The organism is Agromyces binzhouensis (assembly GCF_042672355.1).
Taxonomy (GTDB): domain Bacteria; phylum Actinomycetota; class Actinomycetes; order Actinomycetales; family Microbacteriaceae; genus Agromyces; species Agromyces binzhouensis.
The window spans coordinates 322,776-339,681 of record NZ_JBHXVJ010000002.1 but is presented as its reverse complement, the minus strand read 5'-3'; the positions used below and the strand labels follow the sequence as shown (position 1 = coordinate 339,681).

At 73.3% G+C, this 16,906-nt stretch carries 20 protein-coding genes; 6 read left to right on the top strand and 14 right to left on the bottom strand.

All coding sequences use genetic code 11. The features are described from left to right. Window positions 1-4: 4 nt before the first annotated feature. Window positions 5-1,129: a M24 family metallopeptidase gene (locus tag ACFVHK_RS05280; RefSeq protein WP_376927921.1), complete on the bottom strand. Its 1,125-nt coding sequence runs from the start codon at window positions 1,127-1,129 to the stop codon at window positions 5-7. A gap of 194 nt (window positions 1,130-1,323) precedes the next feature. Next, window positions 1,324-1,593 carry a 30S ribosomal protein S15 gene (gene rpsO / locus ACFVHK_RS05275; RefSeq protein WP_129233514.1) on the bottom strand — a complete coding sequence of 90 codons (270 nt, stop codon included), beginning with the start codon at window positions 1,591-1,593 and terminating at the stop codon, window positions 1,324-1,326. 216 nt (window positions 1,594-1,809) lie between these two features. Between rpsO and ACFVHK_RS05270 the strand changes: the two genes are divergently transcribed. The 3 genes from ACFVHK_RS05270 (at window position 1,810) to ACFVHK_RS05260 (ending at window position 4,243) form a co-directional block, all read left to right on the top strand. Further along, window positions 1,810-2,655 carry a hypothetical protein gene (locus ACFVHK_RS05270; protein WP_376927920.1) on the top strand — a complete coding sequence of 282 codons (846 nt, stop codon included), beginning with the start codon at window positions 1,810-1,812 and terminating at the stop codon, window positions 2,653-2,655. A 61-nt stretch (window positions 2,656-2,716) separates the two neighbouring features. Next, window positions 2,717-3,814 (top strand): NAD(P)-binding domain-containing protein, encoded by a 1,098-nt coding sequence (locus ACFVHK_RS05265; RefSeq protein ID WP_376927919.1) that lies wholly within the window; start codon window positions 2,717-2,719, stop codon window positions 3,812-3,814. Window positions 3,815-3,874: 60 nt separating this feature from the next. Next, window positions 3,875-4,243: a DUF488 domain-containing protein gene (locus tag ACFVHK_RS05260; protein WP_376927918.1), complete on the top strand. Its 369-nt coding sequence runs from the start codon at window positions 3,875-3,877 to the stop codon at window positions 4,241-4,243. Between the two features lie 19 nt (window positions 4,244-4,262). Here ACFVHK_RS05260 and ACFVHK_RS05255 read toward each other — a convergent pair whose 3' ends face one another. Next, window positions 4,263-5,243: an NAD(P)-dependent alcohol dehydrogenase gene (locus tag ACFVHK_RS05255; RefSeq protein WP_376927917.1), complete on the bottom strand. Its 981-nt coding sequence runs from the start codon at window positions 5,241-5,243 to the stop codon at window positions 4,263-4,265. Between the two features lie 94 nt (window positions 5,244-5,337). Here ACFVHK_RS05255 and ACFVHK_RS05250 point away from each other — a divergent pair, with 94 nt between their 5' ends. Beyond that, window positions 5,338-5,799, top strand: coding sequence for a hypothetical protein (locus ACFVHK_RS05250; protein ID WP_376927916.1), 462 nt, complete (start codon window positions 5,338-5,340; stop codon window positions 5,797-5,799). 19 nt (window positions 5,800-5,818) lie between these two features. Here the strand turns inward: ACFVHK_RS05250 and ACFVHK_RS05245 are convergent, their stop codons facing one another. Beyond that, window positions 5,819-6,664, bottom strand: coding sequence for a CPBP family intramembrane glutamic endopeptidase (locus ACFVHK_RS05245; RefSeq protein WP_376927915.1), 846 nt, complete (start codon window positions 6,662-6,664; stop codon window positions 5,819-5,821). A gap of 109 nt (window positions 6,665-6,773) precedes the next feature. On the opposite strand from ACFVHK_RS05245, the gene ACFVHK_RS05240 reads away from it, so the two are divergent. Then, complete coding sequence (locus ACFVHK_RS05240) at window positions 6,774-7,925, top strand: M4 family metallopeptidase (protein WP_376927914.1); 1,152 nt, start codon at window positions 6,774-6,776, stop codon at window positions 7,923-7,925. Window positions 7,926-7,935: 10 nt separating this feature from the next. Then, window positions 7,936-8,307, top strand: a complete 372-nt coding sequence (locus ACFVHK_RS05235) for a protealysin inhibitor emfourin (protein WP_376927913.1) — start codon at window positions 7,936-7,938, stop codon at window positions 8,305-8,307. Here ACFVHK_RS05235 and ACFVHK_RS05230 read toward each other — a convergent pair. From ACFVHK_RS05230 to ACFVHK_RS05185, 10 genes are all read right to left on the bottom strand, one after another. Further along, on the bottom strand, window positions 8,276-9,007 hold the full coding sequence (locus ACFVHK_RS05230; protein ID WP_376927912.1) for a lysoplasmalogenase: 732 nt from the start codon (window positions 9,005-9,007) through the stop codon (window positions 8,276-8,278). The genes ACFVHK_RS05235 and ACFVHK_RS05230 overlap by 32 nt on opposite strands. Window positions 9,008-9,074: 67 nt before the next feature. Beyond that, the gene (locus ACFVHK_RS05225; RefSeq protein ID WP_376927911.1) at window positions 9,075-9,872 is read right to left on the bottom strand and encodes an anti-sigma factor; all 798 of its coding nucleotides are present in this window, start codon (window positions 9,870-9,872) and stop codon (window positions 9,075-9,077) included. Continuing rightward, on the bottom strand, window positions 9,853-10,521 hold the full coding sequence (locus ACFVHK_RS05220; RefSeq protein WP_376927910.1) for an RNA polymerase sigma factor: 669 nt from the start codon (window positions 10,519-10,521) through the stop codon (window positions 9,853-9,855). Before ACFVHK_RS05220 ends, ACFVHK_RS05225 begins: the two co-directional genes overlap by 20 nt. A 37-nt stretch (window positions 10,522-10,558) precedes the next feature. Further along, window positions 10,559-11,260 carry a class F sortase gene (locus ACFVHK_RS05215; protein ID WP_376927909.1) on the bottom strand — a complete coding sequence of 234 codons (702 nt, stop codon included), beginning with the start codon at window positions 11,258-11,260 and terminating at the stop codon, window positions 10,559-10,561. Window positions 11,261-11,265: 5 nt separating this feature from the next. After that, window positions 11,266-12,099, bottom strand: coding sequence for a DUF4397 domain-containing protein (locus ACFVHK_RS05210; RefSeq protein WP_376927908.1), 834 nt, complete (start codon window positions 12,097-12,099; stop codon window positions 11,266-11,268). A 183-nt stretch (window positions 12,100-12,282) separates the two neighbouring features. Continuing rightward, window positions 12,283-12,651, bottom strand: a complete 369-nt coding sequence (locus ACFVHK_RS05205) for an FKBP-type peptidyl-prolyl cis-trans isomerase (protein ID WP_129235310.1) — start codon at window positions 12,649-12,651, stop codon at window positions 12,283-12,285. A gap of 245 nt (window positions 12,652-12,896) precedes the next feature. Then, entirely contained in the window at window positions 12,897-13,316 is a 420-nt protein-coding gene (locus ACFVHK_RS05200; protein ID WP_376927907.1) for a DUF779 domain-containing protein, read from the bottom strand. A 13-nt stretch (window positions 13,317-13,329) separates the two neighbouring features. After that, window positions 13,330-14,853: an acetaldehyde dehydrogenase ExaC gene (gene exaC, locus ACFVHK_RS05195; protein WP_376927906.1), complete on the bottom strand. Its 1,524-nt coding sequence runs from the start codon at window positions 14,851-14,853 to the stop codon at window positions 13,330-13,332. Window positions 14,854-14,990: 137 nt separating this feature from the next. Continuing rightward, window positions 14,991-16,304: a GAF domain-containing protein gene (locus tag ACFVHK_RS05190; protein WP_376927905.1), complete on the bottom strand. Its 1,314-nt coding sequence runs from the start codon at window positions 16,302-16,304 to the stop codon at window positions 14,991-14,993. A 68-nt stretch (window positions 16,305-16,372) separates the two neighbouring features. After that, window positions 16,373-16,906 (bottom strand): outer membrane protein assembly factor BamB family protein (locus tag ACFVHK_RS05185; RefSeq protein ID WP_376927904.1); only part of this gene is annotated, 534 nt, incomplete at its 5' end.

The following is a 16,906-nucleotide window of genomic DNA, read 5'->3' as shown; positions in this document are numbered from 1 at the left end:
CGGGTCAGCGCACGATCGCCATCTCGCGGGGCGTCGTGTTCAGGCGGCGACCGCCGTCGGCCGTGACCGTGACGATGTCCTCGATGCGCACGCCGAACCTGCCGGGCAGGTAGATCCCGGGTTCGATCGAGAAGCACATGCCTGGCTCGAGCGGCGTCTCCTCGCCCTCGACCATGTACGGAGGCTCGTGCGTCGTGAGGCCGATCCCGTGCCCGACCCGGTGGATGAAGTACTCGCCGTACCCGGCGTCGGCGATGACCCCGCGAGCGACGCGGTCGATCTCCTGGCACGCGACGCCCGGTCGCACCGCATCGAACCCCGCCTGCTGCGCGCGGACGACGAGCTCGTGCACCGTGCGCTCCTCGTCGGTGGGCTCGCCGACGTGCACGGTGCGGGTCGTGTCGGAGCCGTAGCCGAGCTTCAGCCCGCCGAAGTCGAGCACCACCGTGTCGCCGTCCTCGATGACGCGGTCGCCGTGCTCGTGGTGCGGGTTCGCGCCGTTCGGCCCGGAGCCGACCAGGGTGAAGTCGACCTGGGAGTGGCCGTGCGCGATCAGGAACGCAGCGAGGTCGGCGGCGACCTCGGCCTCCGTGCGGCCGGCGAACCGCACGCCGAGGATGTCGCCGTACGCGGCGTCGGCGGCCGCGCCCGCCGCGGCGAGCCGTTCGAGCTCGTCGTCGTCCTTCACGGCGCGGAGCATGGGCAGGGCCGCCGTCATCGACACGTACGAGGTCGTCTCGAGCCGGCCCTGGAGACCGAGCAGGTGCATCGCCCACGCGGAGTCCGACATCGCGTACCGCCCCGACCCGAGCAGGGGCGCAGCCACCCCGTAGGGGTCGTCGCCGTCCATCCAGTCGATGAGCCGGACGATCGGCGCGCCGGCGGCGCGTTCGGCATCGGGCCGCTCGAGCCGCGGCACGACGAGCGACGGGTCGCCGTCGGCCGGGACCACGAGCATGGTGAGGCGCTCGGTGATCGCGGCGGGCACGTACCCCGTGAGGTAGGCGAGGTCGGGCCCCGGCGTGACGACGAGACCGGCGAGGCCCGCGTCGTCGGCCGCCCGGGCGGCCCGCCGCATGCGCGCGGCGAAGTCGTCGACGGTGAAGGGTGCGGGCATCGTGTCGGTCATCGTCGTCCTCCTCTGGGGCATGGCCGCGACGGGCCCGCCGGTCGGTCGGAGGATAGCGGGCGCAGGCCCCGACCGTCAGGCCGTCCGGCCCTGCGCCGAGCATGACGAAGGCCCCCGGCCGGCTCGTGGTGAGCGGGGCGGGGGCCTTCGCAAGAAGTTCGCGGTGTCGTCGAGAGCCGCGCGGGTGAACGCGCTTAGCGGCGCAGCCCGAGACGCTCGATGAGCGAGCGGTAGCGGTTGATGTCGACGTCGGCGAGGTAGCCGAGCAGACGACGACGCTGACCGACGAGGAGCAGCAGGCCACGACGCGAGTGGTGGTCGTGCTTGTGCTCCTTGAGGTGCTCGGTGAGGTCCTTGATCCGCTTGGTGAGGATCGCGACCTGGACCTCGGGGGATCCGGTGTCACCGGGGTGGGTCGCGTACTCGTCGATGATCGCCTTCTTGATGTCTGCATCCAGTGCCATAGATGGGATCCCTTCTTCTCGTTGCGCGCTGCCCGGGGCCTGATGCCTGGGCTCTCTTGATGCGCGGCCGATTCACGGCAACCTCAAGATTCTAGCAGAGCGAATGCCGCACGCCCGCCGCCCGGGGCGACCGGCTGGACGCCGTGCCGCGGGTGCCGCGGCACTCGCGGCGGTCGCCTTCGCGCCGGGATTAGGCTGGAACACGGACGGGGCGGCATGTCGATCGACGAGGAACGCGCGCAGCTCCGGGAGCGGGTCTACTCCCGCGCCGGGGCCGACGACCCGCGCTTCGAGCGCCTCGACCCCGAGACGGGACGCACGGTCCTGCTCACGGACAGCGAGTGGCGCCTGCTCGAGCTCGACCGCCGCGCCGCGGCCCCGGGCCCGACGCCGACCCGCGCCGCCGAGCGCATCCCGGCACCCGAACGAGCGGGCTCGACCCGACCGCGAATCGAGGACGGTCGACCCCGCCGGATCGCCCCGCGGGTCGCCGCGTTCGTCGCCGTCGCCCTCGCGGCGCTCGTCGCGGCGAGCGGGGCCGGCGCCGCGGGTTCCGGCGACGCGGCGTCCACGGCCCCGACGCACGGACCCTCGGTCACGGTGACGGTGGTCCCGGTGGCCCCGCCCGCCGCCGGCGCGATCGCCGGACGGTCGGACCTCGCGCGGAAACCCGGGCCGATGGGCGCCTTCCTGGACCCGGCGCTCGGCGTCGACCCGCTCCCGTCCTGGCTCGAGCTCGCATTCCCCGGCGCCCGTGCCGCGCTGGTCCTCGGACCCGACGGTCCCATCGACGCCGTCGCCGTGTACGCCGTCGCGACGACCGGCCACTCGGGCTGCCTCGTCGCGCGGATCGGCCCGCGCGGCATGGCGGTGAACTGCACGGGGCTGTGGGCGCTCGCCGCCGACGGACTCTCGCTGCGCACCCGGATCCCCGCCGAACTCGCCACCGGCGACGGCGAGGACCGCGGGGACGGCATCCTCACGGTCGACTCGGCCGTCGACGTGCTCGACGCCGAATGGCTGGCCGACGGCAGCTTCCGCATCGCGCGCGATCCCGAGTGAGCGGGTCGGCCCGGGCGCGCGTCGCCGGAATACGCCGACCCCTCCGATCGTTCCGGATGCCGTGGACGCACTGCCAGTCGACGTCGCCGTGATCGGCGCGGGGCAGGCCGGGCTCTCGGCCGCCCACCACCTCCGTCGGCGCGGGTTCGTGCCCGTGGGGCAGGACCCGTCGGCGGCCGACACGTTCGTCGTGCTCGACGCCAACCCCGCCCCCGGCGGCGCCTGGCAGCACCGCTGGGCGTCGCTGCGCATGGGCACCGTCAACGGCATCCACGAGCTGCCCGGCCACCCCGTCCCGCCGGCCGACCCGGCGGCCCCGAGCCGCGAGGCGCTCCCGCCGTACTTCGCCGAGTACGAGCGCCGGTTCGACCTCGACGTGCAGCGCCCCGTGCGCGTCCGCGCGATCCGGCGCGCGGACGAGGATCCGCACGGGCGGCTCCAGGTCGAGTCGGATCGCGGCACCTGGGCCGCACGCCACGTCATCAACGCCACGGGCACCTGGACCCGCCCGTTCCGTCCGTACTACCCCGGCATCGAGCGGTTCCGGGGCCGGCAGCTCCACGTCGCCGACTACGTCTCGGCCGAGGAGTTCGCCGGGAAGCGCGTGATCATCGTGGGCGCGGGCGTCTCGGCGGTGCAGCTGCTCGAGGAGATCTCGCACGTCGCCGAGACGACGTGGATGACCAGGCGCGAGCCGCAGTGGATCGAAGAGGACTTCGACCTGCCCGCGCGCACCGCGGCGATCGCGGGCGTCGAGGCCCGGGTCCGCGAGGGCCTCCCGCCCGGCAGCGTGATCGCGGTGACCGGCATGCACTGGACGCCGTGGGCCCGAGCCGCGCAGGCGCGCGGCGTGCTGGTGCGGCATCCGATGTTCGCGTCGATCGAGGAGGACGGCGTGCGCATGCCCGACGGCTCGTTCCGGCCGGCCGACGTGATCCTCTGGGCGACGGGATTCCGGCCCGCGCTGGACCACCTCGCCCCGCTCGGCCTGCGCACCAGGCAGGGCGGCTTCCGGGTCGCCGACACCCGCTCGCTCGACGATCCCCGGATCTTCCTCATCGGCTACGGCCCGTCGCAGTCGACCGTCGGCGCGAACCGCGCCGGCCGGGCCGCCGTGCAGCAGATCGTGCGGGAACGGCGCGCGGCCGTCGCCGCGTAGGCGGCGTGCGGTCCGGCTCCGCCGTTGCCGATCGGGTCGCGCCGGGAGCACACTGGCCGCATGGCCATCGTGATCAAGCGCGTCCGCGAGGCGCCCGAGGCATCCGACGGAGTCCGGATCCTCGTCGACCGGCTCTGGCCCCGCGGCGTCTCGAAGGAGCGCGCCGAACTCGACGACTGGGCGAAGGATGCCGCGCCCTCCCCCGGGTTGCGCACCGAGTGGCACCGAGCCGACGCCGATCGGTTCGACGAGTTCGCGGCGCGGTACCGCGCGGAGCTCGACGCGAACGCGGCGGCGCAGGCCCTGCTCGCGGTCGCGCGCGAGCACGATCGGGTCACGCTGGTCTACGGCGCGCGCGACGCGGTGCACAACCACGCCGCGGTGCTGCGCGACTGGCTCGGCGAGCACGGCGCGGACGTCGAGCGCTGAGGGCGCCGTCCGACGAGACCTACGGCGCGATCACGAGCTTGCCGAGCACCGTGCCCGCGCCGATCCGCGCGAGCGCCTCGGGCACCCGCTCGAGCGGGAGCACCTCCTCGATCACGGGTGCGAGCACGCCGGATGCCACGAGCTCGCCGAGTTCGCCGAGGCCCCCGTTCGGCTCCGCCGCGAGCAGGCGGAACGTCCGGCCCTCGGCGTCGGGGCGTCCGGCCGTGGCCGCCACACGCCCGATGGTGCGCAGGCGCCCGCCGACGACGACGAATCGCCCGCCCGGCCGGAGCGCTCGTCGGTAGTCGGCGAGCGCACGACCCGCGACGAGGTCCACGATCACGTCGAACCGGCCGGATCCGACGCCCTCGGCGAACAGCTCGGCGGCGGCATCCGCCTCGACCGTCTCGGTCGCGCCGATCCCGCGCAGCAGGTCGAGCTTCGCGGCGCGATCGACGGCGACCACCTCGCCCGCACCCAGGTGCCTCGCGAGCTGGACCGCGATCGTCCCCGCCCCGCCGGCGGCCCCGACGACGAGCACCCGCTCGCCCGCGCGCAGCGCCGCCACGTCGACGAGCGACTGCCAGGCCAACCCTCCTGCCTGCGGGATCGCCGCCGCCTCGATCGGATCCACGCCCGCCGGCCGTCGGCGGAGCGCGCCGGCATCCGTCGCGACGAACTCGGCGAACCCGGCCCATCCGGCCGCGGAGAGATCACCCCAGACGGCATCGCCGACGGCGAACCCGGCCGCACCGTCGCCCCCGGCGCCGACCGCGACGACCTCGCCCGAGACATCCGCCCCCAGGACCGGATGCGCCGGCCGGCGCGCCGCGCCGATGCGCGCGAGCGCCGAGCCGCGGAGCAGGTCCCAGTCCCATGAGTTGACCGATGACGCGGAGACCTTCACGAGCACCTGGCCCGGACCGGGAACCGGGACCGCCGCGTCGACCGGCCGCAGCCGATCCGGACCGCCGTACCGCTCGTACCGCACCGCACGCATGGCGCGAGCCTATCCACCGGCACCACGGAAGGGGGCCACGACCACGCCCGGCGTGGGACGATGGAGGCGAGTGACCCGAAGGATCGCGATCCCCATGGCCGACGTCCGACGAACCCCCGTGCGCGCGGGCTACCCGCCGCGCCGGCTCACCGCCGTGGTGCTCGCGATCGGCGCGATCGCGCTCGGTGCATTCGCCGTCTCCGCCATCGGCGAGACCACGTCCCGGGCGATCACGTCGACCTCGCCGGTCGCGGTGGTCGTCGTCGGCGAACGCACGGAGGAACGCCTCGTCGCCCACCGACGCGGCAGCCGGTACGCGCCGTTCCGGTTCGTGATCGTCGAACTGCCCGACGGGACCACCGCCGACGTGCGCAGCGACGACCTCGCCGTCGGGGCGGATGCCGCGGTCTATCGCAGCAGCACCGGCGACGTGTTCGAGACGCCGCCCCAGGCGCCGGGGCCGCTCGAGTGGGCGGTGTGCGCATCCGCCGTCGCCGGCACGCTCGCGCTCGGAGCGGGCGCGGTGCGCTCGATGGTGCCGGCGAAGCAGTCCTGAACCGGGGGGACGTTCCCGCCTACCCGGCCGGAACCAGCGGGAAGATCGCCGGCCAGCCGTTGTGCGCGTACACGATCACGCAGAACACGATCGCGTCGAACAGCAGGTGCACGACGAGCACGTACGTCAGGGACTTGGTGAGCTTGAACGTGTAGCCCTGGATCAGGGCGAACGGGATCGTCAGCAGCGGACCCCACGACTGGTAGCCCAGCTCCCAGAGGAACGAGACGAAGACGATCGCCTGCAGCAGGTTCGCCTGCCACGTCGGGAAGTGCCGTCGCAGCAGCGCGAACACCGTGCAGATGAAGAACAGCTCGTCCCACGTGCCGACCGCGTTCACGCCGACGAAGAGGCGCGCGATCTCGTTCGGCTCGGTCACGGTCGGCCAGTTCTGGTACACGCCCGAGGTGATGAAGTAGAAGGGCAGGATGAGCCATCCGGCGAGCGTCACGAAGACCAGGTAGAGCCACTGCGTCCGCGTCCACCGCCGACCGGTGCGCCACGGGAAGCGGATGGTCCGCTCGCGGTAGAGGAACCGCGAGATCAGGAACGGGACCAGGACGGCGAGCCCCAACACGACAGTGAAGCGCACCATCGCCTCGTCCGAGAGCTGCGCCTCGAGCGACATGGTCGAGATGATCGCCTGCCCGATCGCGATGAGCGCCAGGTCGGGCAGCAGTCGCTCCGTCCGGCCCGACCGGTCGACGAGCCACGCCACGAACAGGCCGACGACGAGCATCGCGTACCCGGGAATGCGCAGCTGGAACCCGAACAGCAGTACCGCGGCCGAGCACACGAGCGCAGCCGGGATGAGGGCGATGGGGTGGGTGCGCACCTCGGAGGGGGTGGCGACGACGGCGGTCACCCCCCAAGCTTCGCATGCGCGCCTGATCCGGCCCTCAGGCGGATGCCGCGTCCGGGGCTCCCCCGGCGGGGCGCGCCGCCCTGTCGGCGGCGCGTGCCAGCATCGACGCATGACCCGGATGCCGCAGCCGCCCGCTCCGCGCGAGTCCCGCGCCCGCGCGGGCATCGTCCCGCCGTACCTGCTGCTTCGGATCGCGGCCGCCGAGGAGCACTACGACGTCGCGGCCGACGCCGCCCGCCGGTCGCTGCTGCGCGACGAGCCGATGCGCGAGCTGCGCATCGAGGGTGCGCACCCCGGCCTGCTGCCGCACGAGCACACCCGGTCGGCGACGATCGAGCGCGAAGGCGGCGCCGACGACGAGCGCGCACCGGCGGAGGGCGCCGCACCCGAACCCGCGCCCGATCGCCGGATCTCCGACGCCCAGGGCGCCGAGTCGCTTCCCGGCCACCTCGTGCGCATCGAGGGGCAGCCGGCGACGGGCGACCTCGCGGTCGACCAGGCCTACGACGGGCTCGGCGAGGTCTGGGCGCTCTTCGAGCGCGTGTACGGTCGCGACGCGATCGACGGGGAGGGGGCGCCGCTCGAGGCGACGGTGCACTTCGGCGACCACTACGACAACGCGTTCTGGGACGGCGAGCGGATGGTCTTCGGCGACGGCGACGGCGAGGTGTTCCGCGGGTTCACGCAGTCGATCTCGGTCATCGGGCACGAGCTCGCGCACGGCGTCACCGAGATGACGGCGCGCCTGCGCTACCGCGACCAGTCCGGCGCCCTGAACGAGCACGTCTCCGACGTGTTCGGCGCACTGACCGAGCAGTACGCGATGGGACAGGACGCCGGGGCGGCCACCTGGCTCATCGGCGAGGGCATCTTCACCGAGCTCGTGCAGGGCCGTGCGCTCCGCTCGATGCTCGAACCCGGCACCGCCTACGACGACGACGTGCTCGGTCGTGACCCGCAGCCGGCGCACTTCCGCGACTACATCGTGACCGACGCCGACAACGGCGGCGTTCATCTCAATTCCGGCATCCCGAACCGCGCCTTCGCGCTCGCGGCGGTCGAGCTCGGCGGCTTCGCGTGGGAGCACGCCGGTCGCATCTGGTATGACGCGCTGACCGGCGGCGCACTGAAGCCGAACGACGGGTTCTCCGTGTTCGCGGCGGCGACGCTCACCGCCGCACGCGAGCGCTACGGCGACGGCTCGCGCGAGGCCCAGGCGGTCGCCCGCGGCTGGAGCGCCGTCGGAGTCGAACCGGAGTAGCATCCGGAGCATGGAGGTCGAGGTCTCCCGCAGCGGCGGGCTCGCCGGGCTGCGGCTCACGTGGACCGTCGAGGTCGAGGACCAGCCCGACCCCGAGGAGTGGGTGCTCCTCGTCGAGCGCCTGCCGTGGAGCGAGACCCCGCCCGCGCCGCCGGAACCCGATCGGTACACCTACCGCATCCGGTGCGAGCCGCACGAGGCGACGCTCGCCGAACGCCAGGTCACGGGTCCCTGGCGCGATCTCGTCGATCGCGTCCGGGATGTCGCCGAGCCGTCGCGAGCACGCCCGAGCGCCGACGGTCGCGTCGCGCCGGGGCCGGGGCCCGGGTCCGCGGAACCGACGACGCCCGTCATCGAGCCGGACGCGTCGCCCGCCGAGTGAGCACGCCCAGCGCGATGAGTCCCTGCGCGGCCAGGTAGGTCGACATCACGACGAGGTCGTGCGCGGCGAACTCGTAGCCCGGCAGGAACCGACCGAGCGCGAGCACCGAGTCGGAGACCACGAACAGCGCGCCGCCCAGGGCCACCAGCCCCCCGAGGCCGCCCGCGAGCGCGGCCATCATGCCGAGCACCGCACCGTAGACCGCGACCGGGACGAGCATCCCGTCGAGGCCCGGAGCGAGGAGCGCCAGGAAGCCGGCGAACCAGGCCGCGTAGGCGAGCGTCCACCACGGAAGCCGGCGACCGCCCGCGCTCAGCCGGACGAACAGCACGACGTAGACGACGTGCGCGGCGAGGAACGACAGCAGGCCGGCCACGAACCATCCGTCGCCCGAGCCCGTCAGCAGCGCATCGCCGGCCCAGGACAGGACGAGCGCCGCGACGAGCAGCCGGGCGGCCGCGGATGCTCGGGGTCGGGCGAGCACCACCGCGACGACGAGTGCGGGCATCAGCAGGAGCTTCGTCGCCGTCACCGCCGTGCCGTCGCCGCCGACGACGAGCACGACGAGGTGCACGAGGCTCAGCGCAGCATAGGGCGCGAACGCCACGATGAGCCGTCGGCGGTCCGCACGTGCGAGCGGCCGGGGCGGCGGGGCGTCCGTCCCGCGACGGGCCGCGGCGACGGGGATGCTGGGGGTCACGTCATCGTGCCTCTCGGGAATGGGGGTCGGGTCGCAGGCGATCTACCGGTTCGCTGCCGACGGCGGTTCACGCCGCACGGAGCTCGCCCCGCACGATCGAGTCGCCGGAGTGCGCGGGATCACCGTCGACCGGCTCGGCCGAGACGTCCACCAGGGGGTACTCGTCGAGGTCGATGCCGGCCGGGACGACGAGTCGCGCCGTGTCCCCGTCCATCAGGCCGAGGCTGACGAGGCCCGACGCGTCGCCGCGGATGAGCCACACCTCACGGACCTCCCCCTCCGGCACGTCGGCCGCGAGGTCGACGCGGATGGTGCGCTCCCCGGCCGCATCCTGCTCGACCGTCGCGGAGCCGACCGCGTCCCAGCCGGGGAACGCGTCGAGCTCGGCGCTCGCGAGCACCGTCGTCGCCTCCGGCCCCGCGGGGCCGCCGTCGATGGCGACGCCGATGCCGATCCCCGCCAGCAGGCCGGCGACCGCGGCCGCTGCAGCGACCGGCCACCACCGGCGCCGGCGACCGCGCGCAGCCGGTGCAGCGACCGACGGGGTGCGAGGCCGACTCGGCGGGACGTGGCGCGCCGGAGTCGTGCCCTGCGGCACGGGACCGCCGGCGTCCGCCTCCGCGAACGGGTCGCCGGCGAGCTCGGGCGCGAGTCCCAGCTCGTCGTGGATACGCGTCCATACCGCAGCAGGCGGAGCCTCGAGGTCCTCGGGCGAACCCTCGCGCCCGAGGTGGACGGTTCGCGCGAGCGCCGCGTACTCGGCCGCGCACGTGTCGCAGGCGTCGAGGTGGGTGCGGACCGCGGCATCGGGCTCGCGGCCGTCGAGGGCCAGCACGGCCAGCTCGTCAGGCTCGACGTGGTCCATCCTCCACCTCCCATCGTGATCTCAACCGGGTCAGGCTGCGTCGTACATGGCTCTTCACGGTGCCGATCGGCAGGTCCAGGGCCTCGGCGATCTGCGAATGGCTGAGCTGGTCGTAGAACGCCAACCGCATGACCCGTCGCGGTACGGGCTCCAGGCGGTCCAGCTCCTCGGCGACCATGGCCCGTTCGGCGAAGTCGTCGTCGACCTCGGTCGCGGCGACGGATGCCTCGGCGACGAGGGTCTCCTCGAGGCGTCGGGCGCGGGAGCGCGCCTCGTGCGCGTCGGCGATGCGGTGCTTCGTGATGCCCACGATCCACGCGCTCAGCGTCGACCGCGAGATGTCGAAGGTGGCCCGCCCGCGCCACGCGGCGAGGTAGACCTGCTGGGTCACGTCCTCGGCGTCGGTCCGATCGCCGAGCGACCGGAGCGCCAGCCGGAAGACCAGCGGCGACCAACGCGTGTACGCCTCGCGGAGCGCGCGCTCGTCGCCTGCGGAGAACTGCTCCGCGAGGGCTCGGTCGTCGAGGGTGTCGAAGGCGATCGGGCTCACCGTGCGGCGCTCATCCCTTCGTGGGCTCTGGCGGGACCGCACGTCGACCATGACGAGCGGCGGCGCCGCGATCGTCGACTGCGGCGTGGCCATCAGCATAGCGAGCACCTCCTCCCATCTCCTCGGCATCCAGCGGTCATGTCGGAACTGCGGTCACGACGAGGTTGCTGAGGTACCGCCGCGCCTCGTAGTCGAACGCGCCGCCGCACGTGACGAGCGTCAGCCTCGGCGGCCCGGAGCGATCGAACGCGGCATCCCAGTCCACGGCGGTCTTCTCGGTGACCTCGAGCGAATCGACGGCGTACGCATGACGCGTGCCCGCGGCATCCGTCACGAACACCGCGGTGCCCGGCGCCGCATCCTTCAGCCTCGCGAAGGGCAGGACGTCGTACTCGAGGGAGTCGACGTGGGCCGCTATGACGGTCGATCCGGCGTCCGAGCCGGGAGCCGGCCCCCACCGGTACCAGGCGGCGAGCGCCGGATCGTCGAACAGTCCCATCGACCCGTCGGCCCCGAGGCCGACCGGCTCGATCGACATGTCGATGCCGAGGTCGGGGACCTCGATCCGGACCGGGGCCGGGGGCGCGGGCGCCCGATTGGCCTCGAGCGCCGCGGAGCGCCGCGGGATCTCCGGAACGGCGGATGCCGGAGCCGCCGCGGCGGGCCGGGCGCCCATCGCCTCGGAGGTGGTCGGTTCGGGAGTCGCCGTCGGCGACGCGGCGGGGTCGGGCTCGTCACGCTCGCCGGGCGCCATCGCGCACCCGACGAGGAGGGCGAGCACGGCGACGGCCGCGACCGGGGACCCGAACACCCCGGCCGCGACCGTCTTCCCCCGCATGGTGATCAGCGCTCGGCCTTCGCCGACGCGGTCTTGCGGACCGCACCGGCGGCGATCGCGATCACCGAGAGCGCCGCGATGCCCGCGGCCGCCCAGAGCCCGAACACGCGCTCAGGTGCGTTCGTCGCGACGAGTCCGGCAGCCCCGGCCGGGACCCCGTCGGGGCTCGAGTGCATGCCCGTCACCGTCTGCACCGCGAGTGCGAGCGTGTCGTCCTCGAGGCTCCCCCAGGCGTAGGCGATCGTCAGCGTGCCCTCGGCGACGTCGACGGGTGCCGGCCCGAGCACCGGGTCGGTCGTGCCCGCGGCGGCGACCGAGGCCTCGACGGTGCCCGCGGGCAGGTCGAGCGATGCCTCGTCGGGGTTCGCGAGGTCCGTGATCACGGCCTCGCCACCGGCGAGGACGTCGACGGCGGGTGCCGCGGCGACGTGGCGCACCGTCAGGCGGCCCTCCCCGGCGGCGATCTCCGAGACGTCGTTCGTGAACAGGTTCGCGGTCGGGTTGCCCTCGGCGTCGAGGTTCGCGACGGCCGTGTAGTTCCCGCCCGCCTCGAGCGGCAGGTCGACGGGCCCGATCACGGGCTCGGAGGAGTCTGCGGCGTCGGCGGCGGTGATCGCGACGGAGTACGTTCCCGCGGCCAGCTCGAGCGGGCCCGCCAGGTCGCCCGGCTCGAAGTCGTCGAGCGTCAGTTCGTCGTTCACGTACACGTCGACGGTGAGGCCGGGAACCCCGTGCAGCACGGAGAGCATGGCCGCGTCCTCGGCGGCGTTGGCCGGAGCGAGTCCGCCGAGCGCGACGAGCGCTCCGGCGCCGATTCCGGCGGCGATGATCTTCTTCATGGTGTCCTCCCGGTCGTACCCGCGGTTCGCGGGTCGGATCTTGCCTGACACCACTTCCTTCCGGCCGAACGGCCCGATCGGATGCACATGCATGGAAAGATCCCGAGATCGGCCCGCCCGGGCACGACGAAGGCCGGCGCCCGGGTTCGGTGCGCCGGCCTCCGGCCGTTCAGGGGGCTCGGGTCAGCTGACGCCGAGCAGGTCGATCACGAAGATCAGGGTCTTGCCCGACAGCGGGTGGCCGCCGGCGGTGCCGTAGGCCTTCGCCGGGGGCACGGTGAGCTTGCGTCGCCCGCCGACCTTCATGCCGGGGATGCCCTCCTGCCAGCCGGCGATGAGCGCCTGCAGCGGGAAGTTGATCGACTGGCCGCGGCTCCACGACGAGTCGAACTCCTCGCCCGAGTCGTACTCGACGCCGAGGTAGTGCACGTCGACCGTCGAGCCGGGCGCGGCCTCCGCTCCGTCGCCGACGACGAGGTCCTCGATGACGAGTTCCACGGGCGCCGGGCCCTCGGGAGCCTCGACCTCGGGCTTGCTGTTCGTATCAGTCATGGGTCCATCCAAACGGATGCCGCGTCCCGGTTCAATCGCGGACACCCGTCCACCGCACTCTTGCGCGGATGGCGAACACGATGCAGTCTGTAGCCCTAAAGAGCTCGTCGCCCCGGAGTGCTGTCGGCTGAGGCCACACCACGGGGCGACGAGTTTCTTCGTGTGCGGAGGCCATCGGGACCACCGCGACGAGGAAGGGGCAGGCTGCGGAATCGCCGCCCCGCGGCGTGGAGCTGTGTTGCGGCTCACTCCTCCATGAGCCGCGAGCGGATGAGGAATCGCACGCCCTCGGGCGCCTCGAGCGAGAACCCGCTCCCCCGGCCCGGTACGACGTCGACCGTGAGGTGCGTGTGCCGCCAGTACCGGAACTGCTCCGCCGACATCCAGAACGGCACGACCCGCCCGGAACCGAGGTCGAGCTCCCCGAGCAGCACGTCGGCGGCACTCGTGACGAGATCCCCGGCCGGGTAGCACATCGGCGAACTCCCGTCGCAGCATCCGCCCGACTGGTGGAACATCAGCGGCCCGTGCTTCGCCCACAGCGTCGCGAGCAGGACGCCCGCCGCGGGCGTGAGCTCCACCCGCGGCGAGACGTCGCCCTCGACCGTGACCGACGCGACCACGCGTGCGGCGAGCGCCGCGACATCCGTCGTCTCGATCGTCATGGCCAGCTGCCGATCAGAAGTACCCGAGCGGGTTCTCGCTGTAGCTGACGAGGAGGTTCTTCGTCTGCTGGTAGTGCGCGAGCGCCTCCTTGTTGTTCTCGCGGCCGATGCCCGAGGACTTGTAGCCGCCGAACGCCGCACCCGCGGGGTACGCGTGGTAGTTGTTCACCCACACGCGGCCCGCCTGGATGTCGCGACCGGCGCGGTACGCCTCGTTGCCGTTGCGGCTCCAGACGCCGGCGCCGAGGCCGTAGAGCGTGTCGTTCGCGATCCGGATCGCGTCGTCGTAGTCCTGGAAGCTCGTGACCGCGACGACGGGTCCGAAGATCTCCTCCTGGAACAGGCGCATCCGGTTCTCGCCCTCGAAGATCGTCGGCGCGACGTAGTAGCCCTCGCTGAGGTCGCCGCCGAGGTCGACGCGCTCACCGCCGAGGAGCAGCTTCGCGCCCTCCTTCTTGCCGATGTCGATGTAGCTCAGGATCTTCTCGAGCTGGTCGTTCGACGCCTGCGCGCCGACCTGCGTCTCGGTGTCGAGCGGGTTGCCCTGGCGGGCCAGCTTCGTCCGTTCGATCGCGTCGTCGAGGAAGGTGTCGTAGATCGACTTCTGGATGAGCGACCGGCTCGGGCACGTGCACACCTCGCCCTGGTTGAACGCGAACAGGCTGAAGCCCTCGAGGGCCTTCTCGTAGAACGCGTCGCGGCGGTCCGCGACCGACTCGAAGACGATGTTCGGGCTCTTGCCGCCGAGTTCCACGGTCGAGGGGATGATGTTCGCCGAGGCGTACTGCAGGATGAGCCGGCCCGTCGTGGTCTCGCCCGTGAACGCGATCTTCCGGATGCGGTTCGACGACGCGAGCGGCTTGCCCGCCTCGACGCCGAAGCCGTTGACGACGTTGAGCACGCCCGCCGGAAGCAGGTCGGCGATGAGCTCGACGAGCACCAGGATCGAGACGGGCGTCTGCTCGGCGGGCTTCAGCACGACCGCGTTGCCCGCGGCCAGGGCCGGGGCGAGCTTCCACACGGCCATGAGCAGCGGGAAGTTCCACGGGATGATCTGTCCGACCACGCCGAGCGGCTCGTCGAAGTGGTAGGCGACGTTGTCCTCGTCGAGCTGCGTGAAGCTGCCCTCCTGCGCGCGGATGAGGCTCGCGAAGTAGCGGAAGTGGTCGCTCGCGAGCGGCAGGTCGGCGTTCAGCGGCTCGCGGATCGACTTGCCGTTGTCCCACGTCTCGGCCACCGCGAGGAGCTCGAGGTTCGCATCGATGCGGTCGGCGATGGCGTTCAGGATGGCGGCGCGGTGCGCCGTGCTGGTGCGGCCCCACGCCGGTGCGGCCCGGTGCGCCGCATCGAGCGCGGCCTCGATGTCGGCGGCGGTGCCGCGGGCGACCTCGGCGAAGGGCTTGCCGTTCACCGGTGAGATGTCGTCGAAGTAGGCGCCCTCGACGGGCTTCACCCACTCGCCGCCGATGAAGTGCTCGTAGCGCGGCTTGAACTGGATCAGTGCGCCGGCGGTGCCGGGCGCGGCGTACACGGTCATCGTGTCTCCTCGTGACGTCGTCGTCATGCCCTCGGAGTGGGGCGATCGTCACGGTACGAGTGCGCGCGTTGCGTCCCAGTTGCCCAGGGGTTGCAGGAGCGTTGCAGTGCGGGCGACGGATGCCTCGCGCTCGCGCGTCAGCGGAGCGCCGCGTCGATGCGCTCGAGGTGCGCGACCACCGAAGCTCGCCGCGGTGAACGCGGCGGCAGCACCTCGAGGAGCGCGCGCCAGATCCCGGCGTCGTAGCGGTGCTCGTCGCGCTCGGCGAACTCCGCGAGCAGCTCGGGCGATGCGTCGGCGATCATCGACTCGCGCAGCCGGCTCGCGAGCTCGTCGCGGAGCTCGACGATGCCCGGGGCGACCGAGGCGGGGAGGAGCGGCCCGGGGTACTGTTCGAGCGCCCGGCGCAGTGACCCCTGCCCGACGAGTCGAGCGACGCGCGCGGCATCGACGTCGAGCTCGCGCCCGAGGCGGTACGGGCGCGACTCGGGCGGCGGTTCGCCCGCCGCCTCGAGCACACGGCGCAGGCGCGTCATCTCGGCACGCAGCGTGACCGGCGACGGGTCGCCCTCGTACACGAGCGCGGCGAGGCGCTCCGCGCCGATGCCGTTCCGGTGCCACGCGAGCAGGGTCAGGATCTCGGCGTGCCGTGGGCTGAGCTCGTGGGCGCCGAGGCGGGGACGCTGCTCGCCGAGCACCGCGAGCGACGTGCGCTCGACGGGCACCGCGCGCATGCGCGAGCGGCGGATGGTGCTGCGCACCGTCGTCTCGAGGCTGGCGATGCGCAGCTCGGCCTCGACCGCCGCCACGGTCGCCGACACGAGCGACAGGGCGTGCGGCGCGACGGCGAGGTCCGTCCCCGTGATGTCGATGACGCCGAGGAGCGCTCCCGTCTCGGGGTCGTGCACCGGCGCCGCCGTGCAGCTCCAGGGGTGCACGATGCGGTTGAAGTGCTCGGCGCCGCGGATCTGCACCGCGCGGTCGAGCGTGAGCGCCGTGCCCGGCGCGCTGGTGCCGATGGTGCCCTCCGACCAGTCGGCACCGGCGACGAAGAGCATGTCCTCGGCCCGTCGACGCAGGTACGGATCGCCCTCGACCCAGAGCAGTCGGCCGTCGGCGTCGCCGACCGCGACGACGAGCCCGCTCTCGTCCGCGCCGTCGACGAGCAGGCGGCGGATCACGGGCATGACCGGGGCGAGCGCGTGGGACGCGCGGTACTGCCTGAAGGCGTCCTCGTCGAGGCCCATGCCGGGCAGCGCGCGGTCGGGGTCGATCGAACCGCGGATGGCGCGCTCCCACGACGCTCGGACGACCGGTCTCAGGCTGAGCGGCACGATTCCGGTCGCGAGCGCGTCCTCCTGGGCGCGCACCAGTCGATCGCGCAGGGAGCCGTCACCGCTCCCTCGCGGATCGTGCTGCGGCACGGGCATGCCGTCTCCGATCGCCGTCAATGCGGAACGGGGCCATCATAGTCGTCCGCTCCGGGCGACGCGGACCGCGGCGCCGTGGACGGTGAGGGTCAGTCGAGCGCCACGAGCGCGCCGCCGGCGATCGCGGCGTACGCCCGCGACTTCTCGGCGGCGACGCCGAGGACCGCCGATCCCGACCCGACGTCGGTGACCCACCACAGGGCTCCGGTCGCGGCGTCCATGGCCGTCGCCTCACCCGTCGAGGTGCCCGCGACGACCACGTCCTTGCCGAACGCCACGCCCGAGACCTCCACCGGCGAGCCCGCTCCCCCCGTGAGGTCGGTCGTCCAGAGCAGCAGGCCCGTGGCAGCGTCGAACGCGACGACCACGCCCGTCGAGGTCCCCACCGCGACCGTCGACTTGTCGGCCGCGACCGAGGTCACCGCGAGGTCGGTCCCCAGCACGCCGGCGACATCGGTCGCCCATCGCACCAGCCCCGTCGCGGCATCCATCGCCGTCGCCCCACCCGTCGAGGTGCCCGCGACGACGACGTCCTTGCCGAACGCCACGCCCGAGACCTCCACCGGCGAGCCCGCTCCCCCCGTGAGATCGGTCGTCCAGAGCAGCAGGCCCGTGGCAGCGTC

Excerpts from the sequence above, each read along its gene's own strand:
- ACFVHK_RS05250 (WP_376927916.1), top strand. The coding sequence starts at position 5,338 with ATGGCCGACGTCCGACGAACCCCCGTGCGCGCGGGCTACCCGCCGCGC.
- ACFVHK_RS05210 (WP_376927908.1), bottom strand. The coding sequence starts at position 12,099 with ATGAAGAAGATCATCGCCGCCGGAATCGGCGCCGGAGCGCTCGTCGCG.
- ACFVHK_RS05220 (WP_376927910.1), bottom strand. The coding sequence starts at position 10,521 with ATGCTGATGGCCACGCCGCAGTCGACGATCGCGGCGCCGCCGCTCGTC.
- ACFVHK_RS05240 (WP_376927914.1), top strand. The coding sequence starts at position 6,774 with ATGACCCGGATGCCGCAGCCGCCCGCTCCGCGCGAGTCCCGCGCCCGC.
- ACFVHK_RS05205 (WP_129235310.1), bottom strand. The coding sequence starts at position 12,651 with ATGACTGATACGAACAGCAAGCCCGAGGTCGAGGCTCCCGAGGGCCCG.
- ACFVHK_RS05215 (WP_376927909.1), bottom strand. The coding sequence starts at position 11,260 with ATGCGGGGGAAGACGGTCGCGGCCGGGGTGTTCGGGTCCCCGGTCGCG.
- ACFVHK_RS05225 (WP_376927911.1), bottom strand. The coding sequence starts at position 9,872 with ATGGACCACGTCGAGCCTGACGAGCTGGCCGTGCTGGCCCTCGACGGC.
- rpsO (WP_129233514.1), bottom strand. The coding sequence starts at position 1,593 with ATGGCACTGGATGCAGACATCAAGAAGGCGATCATCGACGAGTACGCG.
- ACFVHK_RS05200 (WP_376927907.1), bottom strand. The coding sequence starts at position 13,316 with ATGACGATCGAGACGACGGATGTCGCGGCGCTCGCCGCACGCGTGGTC.
- ACFVHK_RS05280 (WP_376927921.1), bottom strand. The coding sequence starts at position 1,129 with ATGACCGACACGATGCCCGCACCCTTCACCGTCGACGACTTCGCCGCG.
- exaC (WP_376927906.1), bottom strand. The coding sequence starts at position 14,853 with ATGACCGTGTACGCCGCGCCCGGCACCGCCGGCGCACTGATCCAGTTC.
- ACFVHK_RS05235 (WP_376927913.1), top strand. The coding sequence starts at position 7,936 with ATGGAGGTCGAGGTCTCCCGCAGCGGCGGGCTCGCCGGGCTGCGGCTC.
- ACFVHK_RS05270 (WP_376927920.1), top strand. The coding sequence starts at position 1,810 with ATGTCGATCGACGAGGAACGCGCGCAGCTCCGGGAGCGGGTCTACTCC.
- ACFVHK_RS05260 (WP_376927918.1), top strand. The coding sequence starts at position 3,875 with ATGGCCATCGTGATCAAGCGCGTCCGCGAGGCGCCCGAGGCATCCGAC.
- ACFVHK_RS05255 (WP_376927917.1), bottom strand. The coding sequence starts at position 5,243 with ATGCGTGCGGTGCGGTACGAGCGGTACGGCGGTCCGGATCGGCTGCGG.